Annotated in this window: 16 protein-coding genes and 2 pseudogenes; 11 read left to right on the top strand and 7 right to left on the bottom strand. The window is 61.2% G+C overall.

The genetic code is table 11. From position 1 onward, the window contains the following. Positions 1 to 2: 2 nt before the first annotated feature. Positions 3 to 563, bottom strand: a complete 561-nt coding sequence (locus K3F44_RS03695) for an NADPH-dependent FMN reductase (protein WP_101318278.1) — start codon at positions 561 to 563, stop codon at positions 3 to 5. Positions 564 to 720: 157 nt separating this feature from the next. On the opposite strand from K3F44_RS03695, the gene K3F44_RS03690 reads away from it, so the two are divergent. Beyond that, positions 721 to 939 (top strand): hypothetical protein, encoded by a 219-nt coding sequence (locus K3F44_RS03690; RefSeq protein WP_101318276.1) that lies wholly within the window; start codon positions 721 to 723, stop codon positions 937 to 939. Positions 940 to 990: 51 nt separating this feature from the next. Here the strand turns inward: K3F44_RS03690 and dnaQ are convergent, their stop codons facing one another. Genes dnaQ through K3F44_RS03675 form a run of 3 tightly spaced genes read right to left on the bottom strand, consistent with a single transcriptional unit; the run spans position 991 to position 3,045 of the window. After that, entirely contained in the window at positions 991 to 1,734 is a 744-nt protein-coding gene (gene dnaQ, locus K3F44_RS03685) for a DNA polymerase III subunit epsilon (protein ID WP_224785558.1), read from the bottom strand. Positions 1,735 to 1,792: 58 nt separating this feature from the next. Beyond that, positions 1,793 to 2,245, bottom strand: coding sequence for a ribonuclease HI (gene rnhA, locus K3F44_RS03680; protein WP_101318230.1), 453 nt, complete (start codon positions 2,243 to 2,245; stop codon positions 1,793 to 1,795). A 23-nt stretch (positions 2,246 to 2,268) separates the two neighbouring features. Then, positions 2,269 to 3,045 (bottom strand): class I SAM-dependent methyltransferase, encoded by a 777-nt coding sequence (locus K3F44_RS03675; protein ID WP_101318228.1) that lies wholly within the window; start codon positions 3,043 to 3,045, stop codon positions 2,269 to 2,271. A gap of 84 nt (positions 3,046 to 3,129) precedes the next feature. On the opposite strand from K3F44_RS03675, the gene gloB reads away from it, so the two are divergent. From gloB to K3F44_RS03640, 7 genes are all read left to right on the top strand, one after another. Further along, entirely contained in the window at positions 3,130 to 3,909 is a 780-nt protein-coding gene (gene gloB / locus K3F44_RS03670) for a hydroxyacylglutathione hydrolase (protein WP_220633360.1), read from the top strand. A 100-nt stretch (positions 3,910 to 4,009) separates the two neighbouring features. After that, positions 4,010 to 5,440, top strand: a complete 1,431-nt coding sequence (locus K3F44_RS03665) for a lytic transglycosylase domain-containing protein (protein ID WP_220633359.1) — start codon at positions 4,010 to 4,012, stop codon at positions 5,438 to 5,440. Between the two features lie 122 nt (positions 5,441 to 5,562). Further along, positions 5,563 to 7,392 (top strand): extracellular solute-binding protein, encoded by a 1,830-nt coding sequence (locus tag K3F44_RS03660; protein ID WP_101318223.1) that lies wholly within the window; start codon positions 5,563 to 5,565, stop codon positions 7,390 to 7,392. Beyond that, positions 7,389 to 9,236, top strand: coding sequence for an extracellular solute-binding protein (locus K3F44_RS03655; RefSeq protein WP_220633358.1), 1,848 nt, complete (start codon positions 7,389 to 7,391; stop codon positions 9,234 to 9,236). The genes K3F44_RS03660 and K3F44_RS03655 overlap by 4 nt, the downstream gene beginning before the upstream one ends. Position 9,237: 1 nt before the next feature. Further along, the gene (locus K3F44_RS03650) at positions 9,238 to 10,311 is read left to right on the top strand and encodes a microcin C ABC transporter permease YejB (protein ID WP_220633357.1); all 1,074 of its coding nucleotides are present in this window, start codon (positions 9,238 to 9,240) and stop codon (positions 10,309 to 10,311) included. Positions 10,312 to 10,314: 3 nt separating this feature from the next. After that, positions 10,315 to 11,334: an ABC transporter permease gene (locus tag K3F44_RS03645; protein WP_101318217.1), complete on the top strand. Its 1,020-nt coding sequence runs from the start codon at positions 10,315 to 10,317 to the stop codon at positions 11,332 to 11,334. Between the two features lies 1 nt (position 11,335). Then, positions 11,336 to 12,946, top strand: a complete 1,611-nt coding sequence (locus K3F44_RS03640) for an ABC transporter ATP-binding protein (RefSeq protein ID WP_220633356.1) — start codon at positions 11,336 to 11,338, stop codon at positions 12,944 to 12,946. Between the two features lie 28 nt (positions 12,947 to 12,974). On the opposite strand, the pseudogene K3F44_RS25045 reads toward K3F44_RS03640, so the two are convergent. From K3F44_RS25045 to K3F44_RS03630, 3 genes and pseudogenes are all read right to left on the bottom strand, one after another. Continuing rightward, a pseudogene (locus K3F44_RS25045) lies at positions 12,975 to 13,427 on the bottom strand (methyl-accepting chemotaxis protein); the annotation flags it as partial. A gap of 99 nt (positions 13,428 to 13,526) precedes the next feature. After that, positions 13,527 to 14,213 (bottom strand): annotated as a pseudogene (locus K3F44_RS25040) (PAS domain-containing protein); the annotation flags it as partial. A gap of 180 nt (positions 14,214 to 14,393) precedes the next feature. Continuing rightward, positions 14,394 to 16,178, bottom strand: a complete 1,785-nt coding sequence (locus K3F44_RS03630; protein WP_259407025.1) for a GGDEF and EAL domain-containing protein — start codon at positions 16,176 to 16,178, stop codon at positions 14,394 to 14,396. Between the two features lie 198 nt (positions 16,179 to 16,376). Between K3F44_RS03630 and K3F44_RS03625 the strand changes: the two genes are divergently transcribed. The 3 genes from K3F44_RS03625 to K3F44_RS03615 all read left to right on the top strand — a co-directional run bounded on the left by K3F44_RS03625 (position 16,377) and on the right by K3F44_RS03615 (position 21,139). Continuing rightward, on the top strand, positions 16,377 to 18,329 hold the full coding sequence (locus K3F44_RS03625; RefSeq protein ID WP_220633354.1) for an ATP-binding protein: 1,953 nt from the start codon (positions 16,377 to 16,379) through the stop codon (positions 18,327 to 18,329). Between the two features lie 265 nt (positions 18,330 to 18,594). Next, the gene (locus K3F44_RS03620) at positions 18,595 to 18,999 is read left to right on the top strand and encodes a DUF2946 family protein (protein ID WP_220633353.1); all 405 of its coding nucleotides are present in this window, start codon (positions 18,595 to 18,597) and stop codon (positions 18,997 to 18,999) included. 79 nt (positions 19,000 to 19,078) lie between these two features. Further along, positions 19,079 to 21,139, top strand: a complete 2,061-nt coding sequence (locus tag K3F44_RS03615; protein WP_150569678.1) for a TonB-dependent receptor — start codon at positions 19,079 to 19,081, stop codon at positions 21,137 to 21,139. Positions 21,140 to 21,147: the final 8 nt, after the last annotated feature.

The following is a 21,147-nucleotide window of genomic DNA, read 5'->3' as shown; positions in this document are numbered from 1 at the left end:
TGTTATACCGCGCGGTTGAGCTTCACCCAGGCTGCAAACTTGTCGATGAATGCCTGCAGGAACGGCCGAGTCTTGTCATTGAGCTTGCCGGCATCATCGAACAGGGTCGCCGCCCCGCCGATATATGCCTCGGGCATCTGCATGCATGGCATATCGAGGAACACCAGGCACTGGCGCACCGCATGGTTGGCGCCAAAGCCACCCACTGCACCGGGCGAAACGCTCACCACAGCCGTTGGCTTGCCGCCCCAGGCACTTTGCCCATAAGGCCGCGAGCCAACGTCAATGGCGTTCTTCAAGCAACCGGGCAGCGAGCGGTTGTACTCCGGTGTGACGAACAGCACCGCGTCACTACGCTTGATCTCGTCACGAAAACGCTGCCAGGGCTGCGGCGCACCGGCACTCTCTACATCTTCGTTGTACAGCGGCAAATCGCCGATCTCGATGATCTTCAAGCTGAGGCTGGAGGACGCCAGCTCACCCAGGGCCTTGGCCACCTTGCGATTGTAGGAATCCTTGCGCAAGCTGCCGACTACAACTGCTACCGAATACACCTGGCTCATGGCGTTTTACAACCTCTGCTGGTTGATGGAGTTAGTAGTTATAGATGACCGTGTTTCGCCGCCGAGGTTTTTTTCCCATTGCAAGAAAACTTCCCGGCGGTTTCACTGGTCTATGACTGCAGACATTTCTCCAATTTTTCAGAGGTTTCCCCCCAAAATGGCAGCAGTACTGGTCGGCCAATTTCACGCCCGTGACGCCGAAGGCCGAATCTACCCCGTGCACGAATTCCAGGAATCGACCTTTCAGGACGACGGCAGTGCCCATGGTGAACCGATTACCAGCTATCGACTGGCTATTGGCGATCGCGTTCGGCACCTGGGTGAAGATCGCTTCGAGCTGACCCAGAGTGGCGTCGAGATCATCCGCATTCCCTGATTCAGCCTTGCGGCAACCAGCAGGCCACGGAGGGCCCGCATGCAGGCCTGATCAGGCCTCGCTCAGACTCTGCCACAGCGCCGGGCCGCCGGCAGACTTGGCCACCGCCGCGAGACGCTGAGCATGCGCCTCCAGCTCTTCAGCAGAAGCCATCAACACAGGCTGCGGCTGACGCCCGACGATCCGGCGAATCTCACTGCCGTCACTGTCCCTTCCCTCCTCGCCATCAGCACCATGCCCAGCCAGCGACAGGCTGGTCTGGCCACCGGTCATGGCCAGGTAGACATCCGCCAGCAATTCCGAGTCGAGCAACGCGCCGTGCAGCTCACGTCCGGAGTTGTCGATACCGTAGCGTTTGCACAAGGCGTCGAGGCTGTTGCGCTGGCCTGGGTGGCGCGAACGCGCCAGCATCAGGGTATCGAGGATGCCGCAGTGTTTGGAGATATCGGCGCGATCATGCTGGCCAAGCAGAGCGAATTCGTTGTTTATGAAGCCAACGTCGAAAGCCGCGTTGTGGATGACCAGCTGCGCGCCCTGAATGAAGTCGAAGAACTCGTCAGCCACTTCAGCGAAGCGCGGCTTGCCGATCAGGAATGCGTCGGTGATGCCGTGGACGCCAATCGCGCCCTCGTCACTCTCGCGGTCAGGCTGCAGATAAACATGGAAATGGCGCCCGGTCAGGCGCCGGCCCAGCACTTCGACGCAACCGATTTCGATGATCCGATGACCCTCGCCAACCGGCATGCCGGTAGTTTCGGTATCGAGGACGACGTATCGGGTGTTCTGCTGCTCCACGGGCGGTGGCTCCAACTGCTACGACAAAAAAGAGCCGGGAGTATACCCCAGCGTCGGATTACTTGTGACGCGCGCGAACTTCGTCGACGCCGCGGTTGGCCAACTGGTCGGCGCGTTCGTTGCCATGATGGCCGATATGCCCGCGCACCCACTTCCAGGTGACCTTGTGCCGGTTGACCTGCTCGTCTAGCTCGCGCCACAGGTCGGCGTTTTTCACCGGCTCCTTGGCCGCGGTCTTCCAGCCGCGCTTCTTCCAGTTGGCCATCCACTCGTTGATGCCTTTCATGACGTACTGCGAGTCGGTGGTCAGCACAACCTCGCATTCACGCTTGAGCGCCTTGAGGCCCTCGATGGCCGCCATCAGCTCCATGCGGTTGTTGGTGGTCTCCAGCTCGCCACCCCAGAGTTCCTTTTCGACGCCCTTGTACACCATCAGCACGCCCCAGCCGCCAGGGCCCGGATTGCCCTTGCAGGCGCCGTCGGTAAACATCTCGATGCTTTCTTCGCTCATGTACTGCCTTAATTCGCTGTAATTTATCGACCCGGATGATGGTCGCGGTTGGCCGGGTCGCGATTGACCTTGGCCAGGGGCAGCGGCAGCAGTTTGCCCATCGGCTCACGCCGGGCCGGTTGCAGTGGCCGCAGGCCGACTACCATCTTGCGCGCTATCAGCAGGTAGACGCCGCCACCTGACATCTGCCAGCCACCGGCTACCCGCTCCCACCCGGTGAGGCGCTGCTGCCAGGCCGGTGAAGCAAGCGGCGGACGATAACAGCCGAAGCGGCGTTTCTCCAGCGCAAAGCCGAGCAGGTTGAGCCAGTCACCGACCCGCGACGGCGGGATGCAACGTGCCTTGCGCAAGGCGCCTTTGCTGAACAGGTGGCGCATGCCCCAACTGCTCCATGGGTTGATACCGACGATCAGCAGATGGCCACCCGGACGCACCGCACTGGCGGCCTGGCGCAGCAGGCCGTGAGGCGACAGGCTGAAGTCCAGCCCGTGCTGCAGCACCACGACGTCCGCCGCATGTTCGGCGAGCGGCCAGGCCTGTTCTTCGCAGACGATTTCAACCCCTGGCAACGGCGCACCGAGGCGCACATTGCGATGCACCTGCTTGGCATGCGGCGGCGCCTCAGCCCCTGGCCCGTAATGCACCAGATAACCACCAAAAAAACGCGCGAGTTCAGTTTCAAGCAACTTTTCTTCTTCGCGCAGCATCAACTGCCCAACAGGGCCTTGAAACCATTCGCGGGCCAGGCTGATCAGCTCGACCCATTCAGGGTCGGCCTGGGCAAAGGCTTGGTCGGTCATTGCGTCTTCCCTCCAAGGTTCTCCCGCCGCACCATCGCGGCTAAGATGCCCTTATGTCCCACGGCAGATGATTCGGATCCGCACATGATACAGATCGATGCACTACCCGCTTTCTCTGATAACTACATCTGGTTGTTACAGGATACTGCCAAACGCCAGTGTGCGGTGGTCGATCCTGGTGACGCCCAACCGGTGCTGGACTGGCTTGCGGCCAACCCAGGCTGGGAGCTGAAGGATATCCTCATCACCCACCATCACCACGATCATGTCGGCGGCGTTGCCGAGCTCAAGCGAGCCACCGGGGCGCGGGTCAGCGGTCCGGCCAGCGAGCAGATCCCAGGCCGTGACCTGGCGCTCGAGGACAATGCCCAGGTCACCGCGTTGGGGCTGACCTTCGAGGTGCTGGCGATGCCCGGGCACACCCTTGGCCACATCGCCTTTTATACCGCACAGACGCCGACACCCGTGCTGTTCAGTGGCGACACGCTGTTTGCCGGCGGTTGCGGCCGTTTGTTCGAGGGCACGCCTGCGCAGATGCACAACTCGCTTGAGCGCCTCGCCGCCCTGCCTGACGCCACCGAGGTCTACTGCGCCCATGAATACACCCTGAGCAACCTGCGCTTCGCCAAGGCCGTCGAACCGAGCAATTCGGATGTGCTCGCGCGCTTTGAGGAGGTGACCAGACTGCGCGCAGATGAGCGCATAACGCTGCCTTCCACCATTGGCCTGGAACGCCTTACCAACCCTTTTTTGCGTACCGCAGAAACATCCGTTAAACAAAAAGCAGACGAATGGAAGGGACATTCAAACGAAGGCCAAGCTGCTGTTTTTGCTGCCTTGAGGTCTTGGAAAGACGGCTTCTGATAACCTCAAGATATATCGTAATTGAGGGGCAAAGGTTGACCCGGGCAAAAGCGGTTCCTAGAATCGCCCAACTTTTTCACCCGGATACCTGCCCCAGCCGATGCCTTCCAGTAGCCGCAGAACCTCGCAATCCGTCGCTTTGACGCGCCTCGCACAGATCAGTGCGCTGGCCCTGGCTGCCACTTTGGTGGGCTGCCAGAGCACCCGTCAGGTAGATGAATCCGAAAGCGTTCGCGCGCACAACTATCAGGCCCGGATCAAGCACAAGCCGGCCCCGTTGATCATGGCCAAGCCCAAGCAGCAGGCGCCCCAGGATGTCTGGGAACGCATGCGCCAGGGCTTCGCGCTGCAGGACACCATCGACGTCAATCCGCGCATCGAGCAACAGCGCCTGTGGTTCGCCAGCAACCCGCGTTTCGTTGAAACCGCCGGCGAGCGCGGCAGCCTGTACCTGCATTACATCGTCGAGCGCCTCGAAGAACGTGACATGCCGCTGGAGCTGGCCCTGCTGCCAGCGATCGAGAGCGCCTACAACCCGATGGCGTATTCCCGTGCCCATGCGGCCGGCATGTGGCAGTTCATCCCCTCGACCGGGCGCCACTTCAATCTGCGCCAGACCAACTTCTACGATGGCCGCCGCGACGTCACAGCATCGACCAACGCTGCACTGGATTATCTGAGCCGTCTGCACGACATGTTCAACGGCGACTGGCTGCTGGCCCTGGCGGCCTACAACGCCGGTGAAGGCACCGTCAGCCGCGCTATCGAACGCAACGAAAAACTCGGCCTGCCGACTGATTACTGGAACCTGCCGCTGCCGCAGGAAACCCGCGACTACGTGCCCAAGCTGCTGGCCCTGTCGCAGGTGGTATCAACGCCTGAATCGTATGGCGTCAACCTCAACCCGATCGCCAACGAACCGTACTTTGCCGCCGTCGCCATCAATGACCGCCTCGACCTGTCGCGGGTCGCAGCCTTTGCCGATATCGATGAAGACGAGCTGATCCAGCTCAACCCGGCATTCAAGAAGCGCATGACGGTCGACGGCCCGCAACAACTGCTGGTGCCGACTGCCAAGGCGCAGTTGCTCTCGGCCAGCCTGTCCAACCTGAACCCTGAACAGTTGCTCAGCCTGCAACCACGCAAGGCCGTGTTCGAAGCCGCTGTCGCCGAAGCCAGCGCACCGGTCACGCGCAGCTACCGAGTCAAGCGCGGTGACAACCTGGGCAGCATCGCCAAGGCCAACCGGGTTTCGGTCAAGGATATCCAGCGCTGGAACAAGATCTCCGGCAATCGCCTCAAGGCCGGCCAGGTCCTGGCCATGCGCGGTGGCAATGCGCCCTCTGCAGCCGCCAACCGGGTTGCTTCGGCCAAGCAGCGCTCGACTCAGTACAAGGTCCGCAAGGGCGATTCACTGTACCTGGTGGCCAAGCGTTTCAACGTCGAAATGCAGCACCTCAAGCGCTGGAATCCGCGCAGCGGGCATGCCCTCAAACCAGGCCAGACCCTGACCGTCTACCTCGGCCATTGATCCTCCCGGGGCTGTCACCCAGCCCCGCTTGCAGCCCCCTCTCGCATCACTCTTTTTCCAATCCCGCCAAGCTGTTACTGTAGCCCGACCAAAGCCCAACGCCTTCTGGATCGGATGCCGATTTGATACGTCCCCTCCTGCTGTCCTTCAGCCTGGCCTTGAGCTTCCCCGCCGCCGCCACCGTCAGCGAGAGCCACGGTTACGCGCAGTTCGGCACGCTCAAATACCCAGCCACATTCACCCACTTCGATTGGGTCAACCCGCAAGCGCCCAAGGGCGGAACCTTGCGGGCCATGGCATTTGGCACGTTCGACACGCTCAACCCCTACACCTTCAAAGGGTCGAGCCCGGTCACAACGCCAAACTTCCTGCAATACGGTGTCAGCGAGCTGAACGAGACGCTTATGGTCGGTACGGGGATGTACGATCCGTCCGGCGATGAGCCAACCTCAAGCTACGGCCTGATTGCGCGCTCGGTCGAGTACAGCGAAGACCGCAGCTGGGTGGTGTTCAACCTGCGCCCAGAGGCACGCTTTCACGACGGCAAGCCGATCACCTCGGCGGACGTGGCGTTCTCCTATCGCACCCTGCTCAAGGACGGCCACCCGCTGTACCGCACCAACCTGCAGGAAGTGCAGCGAGTCGACATTCTCGGGCCGTTGCGCATTCGCTTCGTGTTCAAGCGTGCCGGCAACCCGTTGTTGATCCTGCGTCTGGGTGAGATGCCGGTACTGCCCAAGCATTACTGGCAGAAGCGCGACTTCAAGGCCACCACCTTCGAGCCACCGCTGGGCAGCGGGCCCTATCGCATCACCGAGGTGCAGCCGGGGCGGCGCCTGGTATTCAAGCGGGTCAAGAATTACTGGGGCAAGGACCTGGCGGTCAATCGCGGCAAGTACAACTACAACCGCGTCGAATATGAGTTCTACCGCGACGCCACGGTCGCCTTCGAAGCGTTCAAGGCCGGCGAGTTCGACATCTACATCGAACATCAGGCGAAGAACTGGGCCAACAGCTACAACTTCCCTGCAGTGCGCCGTGGCGAGGTGATCAAGGCGCAGATCCCGCACCGCATCCCGACCCAGACCCAAGGGCTGTTCATGAACAGCCGCCGCGCCACGTTCAGCGACCCGCAAGTACGCCAGGCGCTGGGTTTGATGCTGGATTTCGAGTGGACCAACCGCGCCCTGTTCAGCAGCGCCTATCGGCGCTCGACCAGTTATTACCCAAACAGCGAGTTTGCTGCCAGCGGCCTGCCGACCGGCAAGGAGTGGCTGCTGCTGGCGCCGTTCCGCGACGAACTGCCGGCCAAGCTGTACACCGAGCCCTACCAGGTCAGCCATACCGACGGCAGCGGCGTCAGCCGCCAGACCTTGCGCGAGGCCCTTGCCCTGCTGGGCAAAGCCGGCTGGAAGCTGGACGGCCAACGCCTGGTGGACGCCAAGGGCAAGCAGTTCCAGATGGAGTTGTTGCTGGTGAACCCCAATCTAGAACGGATCCTGCAACCTTATGTCGAAAATCTGGCGAGCATTGGCATCGATGCGCGCTTGCGCACGGTAGACCGCGCCCAGTACAAACAACGGCTGGACCAGTTTGATTTCGACATGATCCTGATGACCCTGAACCAGACCCTCAGCCCAGGCCTCGAGCAATGGCTGTACTTCCATTCCAGCCAGGCTTCGACCAAGGGCAGCAAGAACTATGCGGGGGTAAAAGATCCGGTGGTCGACCACCTGCTCGACACCCTGCTCGCTGCCCGCACCCGCGATGACCAGGTCGCCGCCGCGCGTGCGCTGGACCGGGTGCTGTCGTGGCATTACTACATGATCCCCAACTGGTATCTGGACAATCATCGCCTGGCCTACCGCAATCGGTTCGCCTTCGTCACCACGCCGCCCTACACCCTGGGCCTGAACAGCTGGTGGCTCAAGACTTCGGAGAAAGCCAAATGATGCCGCACCGCCTGCGCCAACTGGCCGGCAGCCTGCTGCTAGCCTGCCTGAGCCTTCCCGTGCTGGCTGCCCCGCAGCACGCCTTGACCCTGTATGACGAGCCGCCCAAGTATCCGGCCAGCTTCAAACACTTCGACTACGTCAACCCAGATGCGCCCAAAGGCGGCACCTTTCGCCAGTCCGGCTTCGGCGGTTTCGACAGCCTCAACCCGTTCATCAACAAAGGCGTGGCTGCAGAAAACGTCGGCAGCATCTACGACACGCTGATGCGCCAGAGCCTGGACGAGCCGTTTACCGAGTACGGCCTGGTTGCCGGCAAGATAGAGAAGGCCCCGGACAACAGCTGGGTGCGCTTCTACCTGCGCCCGGAAGCACGTTTCCATGACGGCCACCCCATGCGTGCCGATGACGTGGTCTGGACCTTCAACACGTTGGTCAGCCAAGGCGCCCCGCTGTACAAGGTGTACTACGGTGACGTCGCCGAGGTCATTGCCGAAGACCCGCTGAAAGTGCTGTTCAAGTTCAAGCACAAGAACAACCGTGAGTTGCCGCTGATCCTTGGCCAACTGCCGGTACTGCCAAAGCACTGGTACGAAAACCGCGAATTCAACCGTGGCAACCTGGAAATTCCTTTGGGCAGCGGTCCCTACCGGGTTGCCGAGGTCAAGGCCGGTCGCTCGGTGCGTTTCGAGCGGGTCAAGGACTACTGGGCCAAGGACCTGCCGATCAACCGCGGCATGTTCAATTTCGACGTCATGACCTTTGACTATTACCGCGACAGCACCGTTGCCCTTGAAGCGCTCAAGGCCGGCCAGTTCGACTACAACCTGGAGATGGCGGCAAAGAACTGGGCAAACGCCTACAACGTGCCCGCCGTACGCGAAGGCCGCCTGATCAAGGAAGAGCTGCCCAACGGCAACCCGACCGGTATGCAGGGCTTTGTCTTCAACCTGCGCAAGCCAATGTTCCAGGACGTGCGCGTGCGCAAGGCGCTGAGCCTGCTGCTCGACTACGAGTGGACCAACAAGCAGCTGTTCAACGGTGCCTACACCCGCACCAGCAGTTACTTCGAGAACTCCGACATGGCGGCCAACCAGCCGGCCACTCCGGATGAACTGAAGATCCTCGAGCCGCTGCGCGGCAAGATTCCCGAGCAGGCCTTTACCGAGGTGTTCAAGAATCCGGTCAGCGACGGCAGCGGCATGATCCGCGAGCAGCAACGTCAGGCCTACAAGTTTCTGCAGGAAGCGGGCTGGAAAATCGTCGACGACAAGATGGTCGACGCCCAGGGCAAGCCGGTGGTGATCGAGTTTCTGCTCGCACAGACGGAGTTTGAACGCGTGCTGTTGCCGTTCAAACGCAACCTGGCAGACCTCGGCATCGAGCTGACCCTGCGCCGGGTCGAGGTGCCGCAGTACATCAACCGTCTGCGTTCGCGCGACTTCGACATGATCGTCAGCGGCTTCCCCCAGTCCAGCTCGCCGGGTAACGAACAGCGCGAGTTCTGGACTTCGGGCGCCGCCGACAACCCCGGTAGCCGCAACTTCATCGGCCTGCGCGACCCGGCCATTGACCAACTGGTCGAGCAACTGATCAACGCCGACTCACGTCAGAGCCTGATCAACCACGCCCGCGCCCTCGACCGCGTGTTGCAGTGGGGCTACTACGTGATCCCCAACTGGCACATCAAGACCTGGCGGGTGGCCTACTGGAACCACATCGGCCACCCCAAGGTCTCGCCCAAGTACGATGTCGGCATCGACACCTGGTGGATCAAGCCTGATGTGAAACCGGCCGTGACCACGCAGCCTGCGCCAGAGACCACGCCGAGCGAGGCCAACTGACATGCTCGCCTATATCCTGCGGCGCTTGCTGCTGATCATCCCGACCCTGTTCGGCATCCTGGTGATCAACTTCATCATCGTCCAGGCCGCGCCCGGCGGCCCGGTCGAGCAGATGATCGCCAAACTCGAAGGCTTTGACGGCGCGACCAGCCGCATCGCCGGCGGCGGCGCCGAAGTCTCGGTGGCCGGCTCCAACTACCGCGGCGCACAGGGCCTGGACCCGGTGCTGATCGCTGAAATCGAACACATGTATGGCTTCGACAAGTCCGCCCCGGAGCGTTTGTGGATCATGGTCAAGAACTATGCCCAGCTCGACTTCGGCGACAGCTTCTTCCGTGATGCCAAGGTCATCGACCTGATTGCCGAAAAGATGCCGGTGTCGATCTCGCTCGGGCTGTGGAGCACGCTGATCATGTACCTGGTGTCGATCCCGCTGGGGATCGCCAAGGCGGTGCGCCACGGCAGCCACTTCGATGTCTGGACCAGCTCGGCGATCGTGGTCGGCTATGCCATCCCGGCGTTTCTGTTCGCCATTCTGCTGATCGTGCTGTTCGCCGGCGGCAGTTACTTCGACTGGTTCCCGTTACGCGGGCTGACCTCGAACAACTTCGACGAGCTGTCCACCACTGGCAAGATCCTCGATTACTTCTGGCACCTGGTGCTGCCGATCACTGCACTGGTGATCGGCAACTTCGCCACCATGACCCTACTGACCAAAAACAGCTTCCTCGATGAGATCAACAAGCAGTATGTGGTCACCGCCAAAGCCAAAGGCCTGAGCCGGCAGCGGGTGCTCTACGGGCATGTGTTCCGTAACGCCATGCTGCTGGTGATCGCCGGCTTCCCTTCGGCATTCATCGGCATCTTCTTCACCGGCTCGTTGCTGATCGAGGTGATCTTCTCACTCGACGGCCTTGGCCTGATGAGTTTCGAAGCGGCGATCAACCGCGATTACCCGGTGGTCTTCGGCACCCTGTTCATCTTCACCCTGCTCGGGCTGGTGGTGAAACTGATCGGCGACCTGACCTACACCCTGGTCGATCCGCGCATCGACTTCGCCAGCCGGGAGAATTGACCAATGGCCCTGTCCCCGCTCAATCGACGGCGCTTCGAGCGCTTCAAGGCCAACCGCCGAGGCTGGTGGTCGCTGTGGCTGTTCCTGATCCTGTTCGGCCTGAGCCTTGGCGCCGAGCTGATCGCCAACGACAAACCGATTGCCGTGCGCTACGACGGCGAGTGGTACTTCCCGGCGTTCAAGCGCTACCCCGAGACCACCTTTGGCGGTGAATTCCCGCTCGAAGCCAACTACAAGAGCCCTTACATCCGCGATCTTCTGGAGAAGAAAGACAGTTTTGTGCTGTGGGCGCCGATCCCGTTCAGCTACCAGAGCATCAACTACGACTTGAAGGTACCGGCGCCCGCGCCGCCCTCGGCGGACAACTGGCTGGGCACCGATGACCAGGGCCGCGATGTCATGGCGCGGGTGATCTACGGCTTCCGCGTTTCGGTATTGTTTGCCCTGACCCTGACCATCCTCAGCTCGATCATCGGCGTCATTGCCGGGGCTCTGCAGGGCTTTTATGGTGGCTGGGTCGACCTTGCCGGCCAGCGCTTCCTGGAGATATGGTCAGGCTTGCCGGTGCTGTACCTGCTGATCATTCTGGCCAGTTTCGTCCAGCCCAACTTCTGGTGGCTGCTGGGGATCATGTTGCTGTTCTCGTGGATGAGCCTGGTCGATGTAGTCCGCGCCGAATTCCTGCGTGGGCGTAACCTGGAGTATGTGCGCGCGGCGCGCGCCCTGGGCATGCGCAACGGCGCGATCATGTACCGGCACATTCTGCCCAACGCAATGATCTCGACCATGACCTTCATGCCGTTCATCCTCACCGGCGCCATCGGTACCCTGACCGCGCTGGACTTCCTCGGCTTTGGCCTGCCCGCCGGTTCACCGTCGTTGGGTGAGCTGGTTGCCCAGGGCAAATCCAACCTGCAGGCACCATGGCTGGGCATCAGTGCCTTCGCCGTGCTGGCCGTGATGCTCAGCCTGCTGGTGTTTATCGGCGAATCCGCCCGCGACGCCTTCGACCCGAGGAAATGACATGAGCGAACCTAACCTGATCGAAGTCCGTGATCTTGCGGTCGAGTTCCTCAGCGGTGACCAGGTCAACCGCGTGGTCGATGGCATCAGTTTCGACATCCGCAAGGGCGAGACACTGGCCTTGGTCGGCGAAAGCGGCTCGGGCAAGTCGGTCACTGCCCACTCGATCCTGCGCCTGTTGCCCTACCCACTTGCGCGCCACCCCAGTGGCAGCATCGAGTATGGCGGCAAGGACATGCTCAAGCTTGGCGAAAAGCCAATGCAGCGCATCCGTGGCAACCGCATCGCAATGATCTTCCAGGAGCCGATGACCTCGCTCAACCCGCTGCACTGTATCGAGAAGCAGATCAACGAGATCCTGCTCCTGCACAAGGGTTTAACCGGCAAGCAGGCGACGGCGCGCACCTTGGAACTGCTCGGCCTGGTCGGCATCCCTGAACCGCACAAGCGCCTCAAGGCGCTGCCGCATGAGTTGTCCGGCGGCCAGCGCCAGCGGGTGATGATTGCCATGGCCCTGGCCAACGAGCCGGAACTGCTGATCGCCGATGAACCGACCACTGCGCTCGACGTCACCGTACAGCTGAAGATTCTTGATCTGCTCAAAGAGCTGCAGGCACGACTGGGCATGGCCCTGCTGCTGATCAGCCATGACCTCAACCTGGTAAGGCGCATCGCCCACCGTGTTTGCGTGATGCAGCAAGGCAAGATCGTCGAGCAGGCCGAGTGCACGACGCTGTTCACCGCCCCGCAGCATCCCTATACGCAGATGTTGATCAACGCCGAACCCAGCGGCCAGCCTGCGGCCAACCCGCTTGGGGCGCCGCTGCTGGAGGTGGATGATCTGCGCGTCTGGTTCCCGATCAAGAAAGGCCTGCTGCGGCGTACGGTAGACCACGTCAAGGCAGTCGACGGGATCAATTTCAGCCTGCCCCAAGGGCAGACCCTGGGCATCGTTGGCGAAAGCGGCTCGGGCAAATCGACCTTGGGCCTGGCGATCCTGCGGCTGATCTCGAGCCAGGGCGACATCCGTTTTCACGGGCAAAACCTGCAGGGCATGAACCAGCAGGAGGTACGGCCGCTGCGGCGAGAAATGCAGGTGGTGTTTCAGGACCCGTTCGGCAGCCTCAGCCCGCGCATGAGTGTCGCCGATATCGTCGGCGAAGGCCTGCGCATTCATCGCATCGGCACCGCCCAAGAGCAAGAGGCGGCGATCATTGCCGCGCTGCAGGAAGTAGGCCTCGATCCGGCCACCCGCCACCGCTATCCCCATGAGTTCTCCGGGGGCCAGCGTCAGCGCATCGCCATCGCTCGCGCGCTGGTGCTCAAACCGGCGTTGATTCTGCTCGACGAGCCAACCTCGGCGCTTGACCGCACCGTGCAGCGGCAGGTAGTGGAGCTGTTGCGTTCGTTGCAGCTCAAATACAACCTGACCTACCTGTTCATCAGTCACGACCTAGCGGTGGTCAAAGCGCTGAGTCATCAGCTGATGGTGATCAAACAGGGGCAGGTGGTGGAACAAGGTGACGCGCGGGAAATCTTCCATGCGCCGCAGCATCCCTACACCCGGCAGCTGCTGGAAGCGGCGTTTCTGGAGGTCGAGCCGGCTGCCTGATGGCGTGCCGGCGCTACCGGTCACACTTTCACGGGTGTGACTGACCGGCAATCTGCGATGAGAATCGGCCGACCGCTGTTACCACTTCCTGCGCACCCGACTGAATTTCAGTGATGACATGGCCGGCCTGGCTGGCCAGCGCCAAGCCGATTTCAGCCTGATGCGTGCTTTCACCCATGCTGACCACTGCGGCCTCTACAAGAGTGTTGTTCTTCTGCACCACTTCTACGATTTCCTGAGTGGCGGCACTGGTGCGGCCGGCCAGCTTCCTCACCTCATCGGCCACCACGGCAAAGCCCCGACCTTGCTCGCCTGCGCGCGCGGCTTCGATAGCCGCGTTGAGGGCGAGCAGGTTGGTCTGCTGGGCAATGCCGCCGATGGTGGAAACAATCGATGTGATCAACTGCGACTGCTGCCCCAGCGCCTCGACCCCGGCGGAGGCCGTGGAGACCTGCGAGACGATACGGTTCATCGTCTCGACGGTATCCTTTACGGCGACCGCCCCCCTTCTCGCCGAGTCATCGGTTTTGCGAGAAACGTCATAGGCAATCCCGGCGGCCGCGCTGACTTCCTGCTCATGCTTGACCTGCTCGCTGATATCGACCGCGAATTTGACGATCTTGTAGAGCTGGCCACGGGTGTCGCGCACCGGGTTGTAGGATGCTTCCAGCCAGAGCTCGCGCCCTGACTTGTCAAAGCGCAGGAAGCGCTCGGCGACGAACTGCCCCTCGTTGAGGCTACGCCATAGCTGCTCGTAGGCAGGCGAATTGACATAGTTGGGGTCACAGAAAATACGGTGATGTTTGCCCACGATCTCTGCCAGCGAATAGTTCACCGTCCTCAAGAAGTTGTCGTTGGCAGCAACGATAGTACCGTCCAGCTCAAACTCGATGACCGCGGTCGAGCGGTACAGCGCCTTGATGAACTCGTCGTTTTCACGCGCTTTATCGATGCTCGCGGTGACATCGGTGCCGTAGGCCGACATATGGGTGACTGCACCCGCTGCTGACTTGACCGGGCACCAGGCCGCTCTCATCCAGACCATCCTGCCGTCGGCGGTGATATAGCGATACTCGTCGCTGACCCCGGTGCCAGTGCTCATGGCCTGCTGAAAATCCTTGAAGCATGGCAACTCTTTGACATAGCTGGGCGCGATGCTAGCCAGTGATTGCCCAAGCAATTGCGACTGTTCACGCCCAACCCATCGAGCAAAGTTGCGATTGACCGCGGTGATCAGCAGGTTCCGATCAACCGTTATTTCCAGCATCTCGTGAGTTCTTGCGGCCTGCGCGCGCTGCAGCGCGTCTATTTCGTCCTGCAGTCGCTGTAGCTGGTTTTTTAGCTTTGAGTTGAACATGGTGTTCTCGGTGGTTAGCGACGCGGCCGAAATGGCAGGGGGTTGTCGAAGATCTTGCAGGTGCAGCTGTGAGATTGAACATCGTCCTTGTCAGGTCATCGGCACGCAGCAGTCCTTCTGCAGCCAGGTTTCAAGTTCTGCGGGCGGCATCGGCTTCGCGTAAAAATAGCCCTGGCCCTGCTCACAGCCCCAGCCACTCAACAGATGGTGGTGCAGGTCGGTCTCGATACCTTCGGCCACCACCGTCAGGCGCAGGTCGCGCAGCAGGCTGACCAGCCCGCGAATGATGTGCCAATCGTTGTTGCCCGGCTGCAGGTTGGCCAGCAGCGAGCGATCAAGCTTGACGCTGGTGGCCGGGATGATGCGCAGGTAGACCCAGTTGCTGTAGCCGCTGCCGAAGTCATCGATGCCAATCGCCACCCCGAGTGTGCGAAAACGCTGAAGCTGTTGCTGCACCTGGTCGAAGTCAGTGACCAGAGCGCTTTCGGTAAACTCAAGCTCGATGCGCCGCGGGTCCACGCCGAACTCGCCGAGCGTACGGCTCAGGTACTCGAACAGGTGCCCATCGGCGAGATCCAGCGCGGAGATGTTCAGCGACACGGTCATCTGCAGCCCCTGCGCCCGCCACCTGCGCATTTGCTGACAGACATGCCAGATCACCCACCGGGTGATGCCGCGAATCGAAGCAGTGGTTTCAGCCAATGGGATGAATTCAGCCGGGCTGATTTCGCCCATGGTCGGATGCTTCCAGCGCAACAGCGCTTCTACTGCCACGCAGCGTTTGCTGTTGAGATCAACCCTTGGCTGATAGACCAGACGAAGTTGGTCGGCAGCTACCAGCGCCGGTTCCAGAGCGATGAGCAAGGCCGTACTGCGGCGCTGGCTGGTATCGACCAGCGGGTCATAGACCAGCCAGCGTCGCTCGCTGCGGCGCGCCGCATCGGTCATGCTCGCCATCAAACGCAGGGTATCCAGCGATGCATCGGTGTCTGCATCCGGCTCGAGCACGCTCATGCCGACATCGGCGAACACCGGCACATTGCCGCTGTGCAACGGCCCACTCAGCGCCGCAACGATAGCGTCAAGCCTGGCCGGCGATGAGGCCACGTCATTGCATTCGATCAGGGTCAGAAAACCCAGCGTGCTCGGGCGGTACAGGCGCGACCCCGGCGGCAGGGCTGCCAGCAAGGCCTCTTTCACGGCCAGCATGAAGCTTGCGAAAAACTCGATGCCCAGTGCCTTCACCAGGCGGTCCATGCCGGCTGCTGAAATAGGCTCGATGAACACTGCGACCTGGCCAGCGACGCTGGCGCAGTCGGCGAAGTCGGCTTCGAAACGGCGCCGGTTGGGCAAGCCGGTCATACTGTCGTAGAAATATTGATCATGGATCGACTGCAACCGCGATACAACAATCTGCGCCGCGCTGCGCAACAGCGCCTGGTCGCGCTCGGACAACGACGGACGTGCCGCCTGGTCGATGATGCACAGCCGCCCCAGGTTCAGTCCTGGCTTGATCACCAGCGGTGCGCCAGCGTAGTAGCGAATGTAGGGGTCACCCTGCACCAGCGGGTTATCGACAGTGCGCGCATCGGTCAAGGCGTCGCAGATTTCCAGTACAGTATCCTGCTCAAGTTCAAGGGCGCAGAACGACATCTCTCTGGGCGTGCGCTCGGCGACCATGCCTACCCGCGCCTTGAACACTTGATAGTTGCGGTCGATGATGCTGACCAGCGCGGTAGGCACTTGAAAATGGGCACAGAGCATCGCCACGACACTGTTCAGCACCGGGTCCGAGCCACTGACCAGGTCGGACGTCAGCCGATCGACCTCGGCCAGACGCAACCGCTCATCGTGCATAATTGACGAATTACCCACCGTAACTCCTGTAGCACTATCCAAAAGACTTACCTATGAGGCACATTGCCAGCTTAGTCAGCCCGAGCGCGCGAGGACAATCAAACCTCGCAACGGCCGACCGTAAAAAAAACTATTGGACGACCAGGCGTAACTAGCCTATCAGTCCGGGAAGGCGCCTAAAGCAGTGCTTTAGCGCTATATACGCCCTGTACCTGCATGCCTGGCTACCACTGTTCGGAGTGTTTTTTGACCCGTTTGCCTAGATTGACCGCCGCTGCCATGCTGCGCCTGGAGCGCAAGCAGCTCTCGCCTGCATTGCGCTATCTGGGCACCGTAGTGGTGGTCGTGGCGTGCGCTTTCGCGCGAGCGCAACTGCCCGCTACAGCCTTGCCCTACCTGTTCTTCATTCCGGGGCTGATGTTCATCGGCTTCTGGTTCGGCGCGGGGCCAGCGGTACTGGGATGCATCATGGCGGTGCTGACGGCACAATATTTCTTCATCGGGCCGGTCGGCTTTGGCGCCGACTGGACCGACTGGATCAACAGCCTGAGTTTTGGCCTGGTGACGTTGGCAATGGCAGTGGTGTGCGCGCTGTTTCGGCGCAGCATCAGGGCACTGGACCGGCTCAATCAAAACCTTGAGGACGAAGTCGAGCGGCGTACCGATGAGCGCGATGACATCTGGAAACTATCACCCGACCTGATCTGCACCTTGTCGGCACAGGGTGAAGTGCTGGCGATGAACCCGGCCTGGCAGGCCGAGACCGGCTGGACCGAGCAGCAGCTCAAAGATGGCGCGTTCTACAGCTATATTTCGCCTGCGCAATTATCCGACTCCGTGCGTAACCTGCATGATCGGCAGATTGCCGAGCTCGACACGCAAAGCGTACGCAACAACGGCCAGCCTCTGCTGCTGAACTGGCGTATCACCGGCCGCCAGGGTCGGTTTTTTGCCGTGGCCCGCGATGTCACATTGTACCGCGAGCGCCAGCTGGCCTTCGATCAAGTCCGTTCGCAGCTGCAGCAGAGTCAGAAAATGGAGTCGCTGGGGCAACTGACCGGAGGCTTAGCCCATGACTTCAACAACCTGTTGACGATCATCAGCGGCAGCCAGGACATGATCGAACAACGCATCGCCCAAGGCCGCCTGGCAGGGATCGAGCGCTATGTCACCCTCGCCCGAAACGCCACGCAACGAGCCAGTTCACTGACCCATCGGCTGCTGGCGTATGCCAGAAAACAGCCTTTGGTTGCAGCTAGCGTCGATCCGGCGGTGTTGATAAAGAACATGGAAGAGTTGATTGCACGCACGCTGACGCCGCTGATCAACATCGAACTGCTCGCCCCTGGCGCACCCACGCTGTGCCACTGCGATGCCCACCAACTCGAGAACGCCCTGCTCAACCTGTGCATCAACGCGCGTGACGCAATGCCTCAAGGCGGCAGGCTGCGAATCGAGGTCAGTACGCTGGCGGTGACCGACCCGGGCACTCTGCATGTGCAAGCGGGTGACTATGTACGGATCTGCGTGGCGGACACCGGTATGGGCATGCCGGCGAGCATTGTCGAGCGCGCGCTGGAGCCGTTTTTCACCACCAAACCGCTGGGCTCCGGGACCGGGCTGGGGCTGTCGATGGTCGAGGACTTCGCACGCCAGGCCGGCGGGGCTGTTCGTATTGAGTCAGAGCTGGGCAAAGGCACCGCGGTGTGCCTGTTCCTGCCGGTCTACCAAGGCAGCGCCCCTGTAGCGCAAACGCAGCAGGCAGACCTGCTGCAAGCAACGCCTGGCAGCAGCCGCGGATCGGCAATAGTTATCGACGACGAAGCCGCTATTCGTGAGCTGGTTGCCGAAACGCTTCACGAGGCAGGTTTTGAAGTGGCTGAAATGCCCAGCGCTGATCAGGTCGTGCAGCGTATCGCCGAGTTGCCTGATCTGAAGCTGATCGTTACTGACCTGATCTTGCCCGGCGGCAGCAGTGGTCACAAAATCGCCGAAGCCGCCTGGGCAGTACGGCCAACACTCAAGGTGCTGTTCATCTCAGGCTGCGTCGATACCGCGAACGGCAGCCCTGAGCGGCAGGATCAGTCGCAGTTGCTGGCCAAACCGTTCACCATCGAGCAGCTTAGGGCCAGCGTTGAGCATTTGCTCAACTCAACGGCTGGCGCTTAGCCTGTTCGCAGCTGTCGAGCTAGCGAAACCTTGCGAGAGGCGTGGTTGACGGCCGCTTTGGGCACCTGGCGTTTGCAGGGCACAGCCGATGCCGGCAGGCGTGATTGTCTGCGCAGTGGTCGCCTGTGTCGAGCGCTCGACGCCTGGCTTTGCCTGGAGCAGCCGGCACCAATCGCGCTCACCCGTGACAACATAGCGCATCAAGACACTTTTACAGGCCCAGCCAAATGCGGCTTAATGCGCGCCTACTTTTCTGGTAACGCCGATGCGGTCACGCCTGCACCCTTACCTCCTGCTACTCACCTGTTGCGCAGTGTTGTTCAACCTGCTGGCGATGCCGCTCGACCGTGCCCTGCGTGAGCCCGCACTGGATGAATCGCTGATCTTCGGCAGCTTCTGCAGCCTGCATGGCGGGCAGAGTTTGCCCAAATCGGTGCTGGCGCAACTCAAGCTGGAGTTGCCAGACTTCTCCGGGCACGGCGAGATCAAGCCCCAGGCCGGTGATTGCTGCTGTGGCCATACCGGCCAAGCGGCGCTGCCAGGCGCCTACTTCAAACACCTGTTGCCGCGCTTCTGGCCAGACGCCCTGTTGCTCGGCCAGCGCCCGGAGTTGCCGCTGCCGCGCCAGCAGTGGCCGAACCTCACCCCACGCGCCCCGCCGCTGACCTGAATCGTCGCCAAGCAAATGATCGTGCGCGCGAACTGCGCAGCACGGTCGTCTCCGGCTTTTCTGTCAGGAACCTTTATTCATGCCTGCGTACCTTCGTACTGCACGTAGCGTCGTGCCCGTGCTTGCCATTACCTGTGCCGCCACGCTCTGCCCACTGTCCCAAGCCATTGCTCAGGCTGTGCCTGCCGACAATTCCACCCTGACCCTCGGCGCCGTTACCGTCTCCGGCACCGGTAGCGGGCCGCTGGCGACCAGCAGTGTGCTCAGTTCAGTAGATATTCTTGGCGGCGACATTCTCGAGAAGATGCCCGTTGCCTACAGCTGGGAGCTGTTCAACCGTGCACCGGGCGTGATGCTCACCGGCTTCAACCAAGGCACCACCTCGGGCAAGTTGTCGTTTCGCGGCTTCAATGGGGAAGGCGAAGTCAACGCCGTAAAGCTGCTGATCGACGGCATCCCGAGTAATACCAATGACGGCAACATGCCCTTCATCGACTCGGTGTTCCCGCTGGACATCGACAGCGTCGAGGTCGTGCGCGGTACCAGCGATCCGCGCTATGGCCTCAACAACATCGCCGGCAACGTCAATATCAATACCCGCAGTGGCGGCAACTACAACAAGGCACGCCTGCGCTACGGCAGCTTCAACACCCGTGAAGTGCAACTGGCCAAGGGCATCGAAACCAGCAACTGGACGCAGAACTACTTCTTCGCCCGCCAGCAGGTCGACGGCTATCGCGAGCATGCAGATACCGAGCGCTACAGCTTCAGCGGCAAGTGGTTCTATACCCCCGACGACGGCAGCTACCGTCTCGGCCTTAGCGCCCGCCATTACGAAGCCGACGCACAGGAAGCGGGTTACTTGAGCGAAGCCGATGCCCGCCAGCACCCGCGCATGAGCAACGACTTCAACGCCAGCGACAAAGGCACCCGGCGCATGAACCAGCTCAGCGTGCACTTCGACACCGACCTGGCCGAGACCCTCGCCTGGTCGGCCAAGACCTACCTGAATACCTTCGATGATCGGCGCTGGACCCAGTACTGGCGCACCAGCGCGCAGCAAGAGCGTGATGCCTATGAAACCCAGTACGGCGCCCTCACCTCGCTGACCTGGCGGCCAGAAGTAGATTGGCTGCACGGCTTTGCCCTGGAAGGCGGCAGCGACGTGCAGAAGCAGGACAACCGCAGCGAGCGCTATCGCACCGTCCAGCGCGTACGCCAGGCACAGACCCGCGACCAGGCCTTCGATTTCAACACGGTCGGCGCTTACGTACAGGCCGAGATCGAACCGATCGAGTCGCTGAAGATCGTGCCGGCCTATCGCGTCGACAAGATCAGCGGCGACTTCACCAACCAACTCACCGGGCAAACCTCCGACATCAACGACTACGGGCTGATCAAGCAACCCAAGCTCAGTGTGGTCTATTCGCCCTGGCAGTATGCCAGCGTCTACGCCAACTGGGGCCGCACGTTCCAGGTCGGCAGCGGCGCTGCAGCCTACAAGGTGCCGCCGCGCAATGAAGACCTGCAACCGTCGATCAACGAAGGCTGGGAAACCGGCATAAAGTTCACCCCCGCCAGCTGGGTTGATGGCCGCGTTGCCTACTGGCGCCAGGACGCCACCGGCGAAGTCAGCCGCCGCCTCAACGACCCCAGCGGGGAGTCCGACAACGTCGGTGAAACCCGCCGCTGGGGTTACGACCTGCAGGTCAACCTGCACCCGGACGAACGTACCGAAGTGTGGGCTTCGTATTCATGGCAATACTCGAAAATCCTCGAGCCGAGTAGCGCCTTGCCACAGAGTAAAGGCAAGGAAATTGACCATGTTCCGCATCATTTGTGGAATACCGGTATCAGTTACCAGGCGACGCAAGCGTTGCAGTTGACTGCGTGGATGAATGGGCAGACCAACTACTATCTTGAGCGGGAAAACACTCAAGGTACTTATGGCGGTTATGTGTTGATGAATATCGGAGCGACTTATACGTTCACCGAGACGTTGAGCGTTGACCTGCAGCTCAAGAACCTCACCGACCGTTATTACGAATATGCCTGGTATGACCCGGATGGGGCTAAAGACTCACTGCACTCGCCTGGTGATGGGCGAGCGTTGTATGCGGGGTTGACGGTCGACTTCTAGGCTGCACA

This window comes from Pseudomonas sp. S07E 245 (genome assembly GCF_019599025.1).
GTDB lineage: Bacteria > Pseudomonadota > Gammaproteobacteria > Pseudomonadales > Pseudomonadaceae > Aquipseudomonas > Aquipseudomonas shirazensis.
This window is presented reverse-complemented; position numbering and strand designations above follow the sequence as displayed.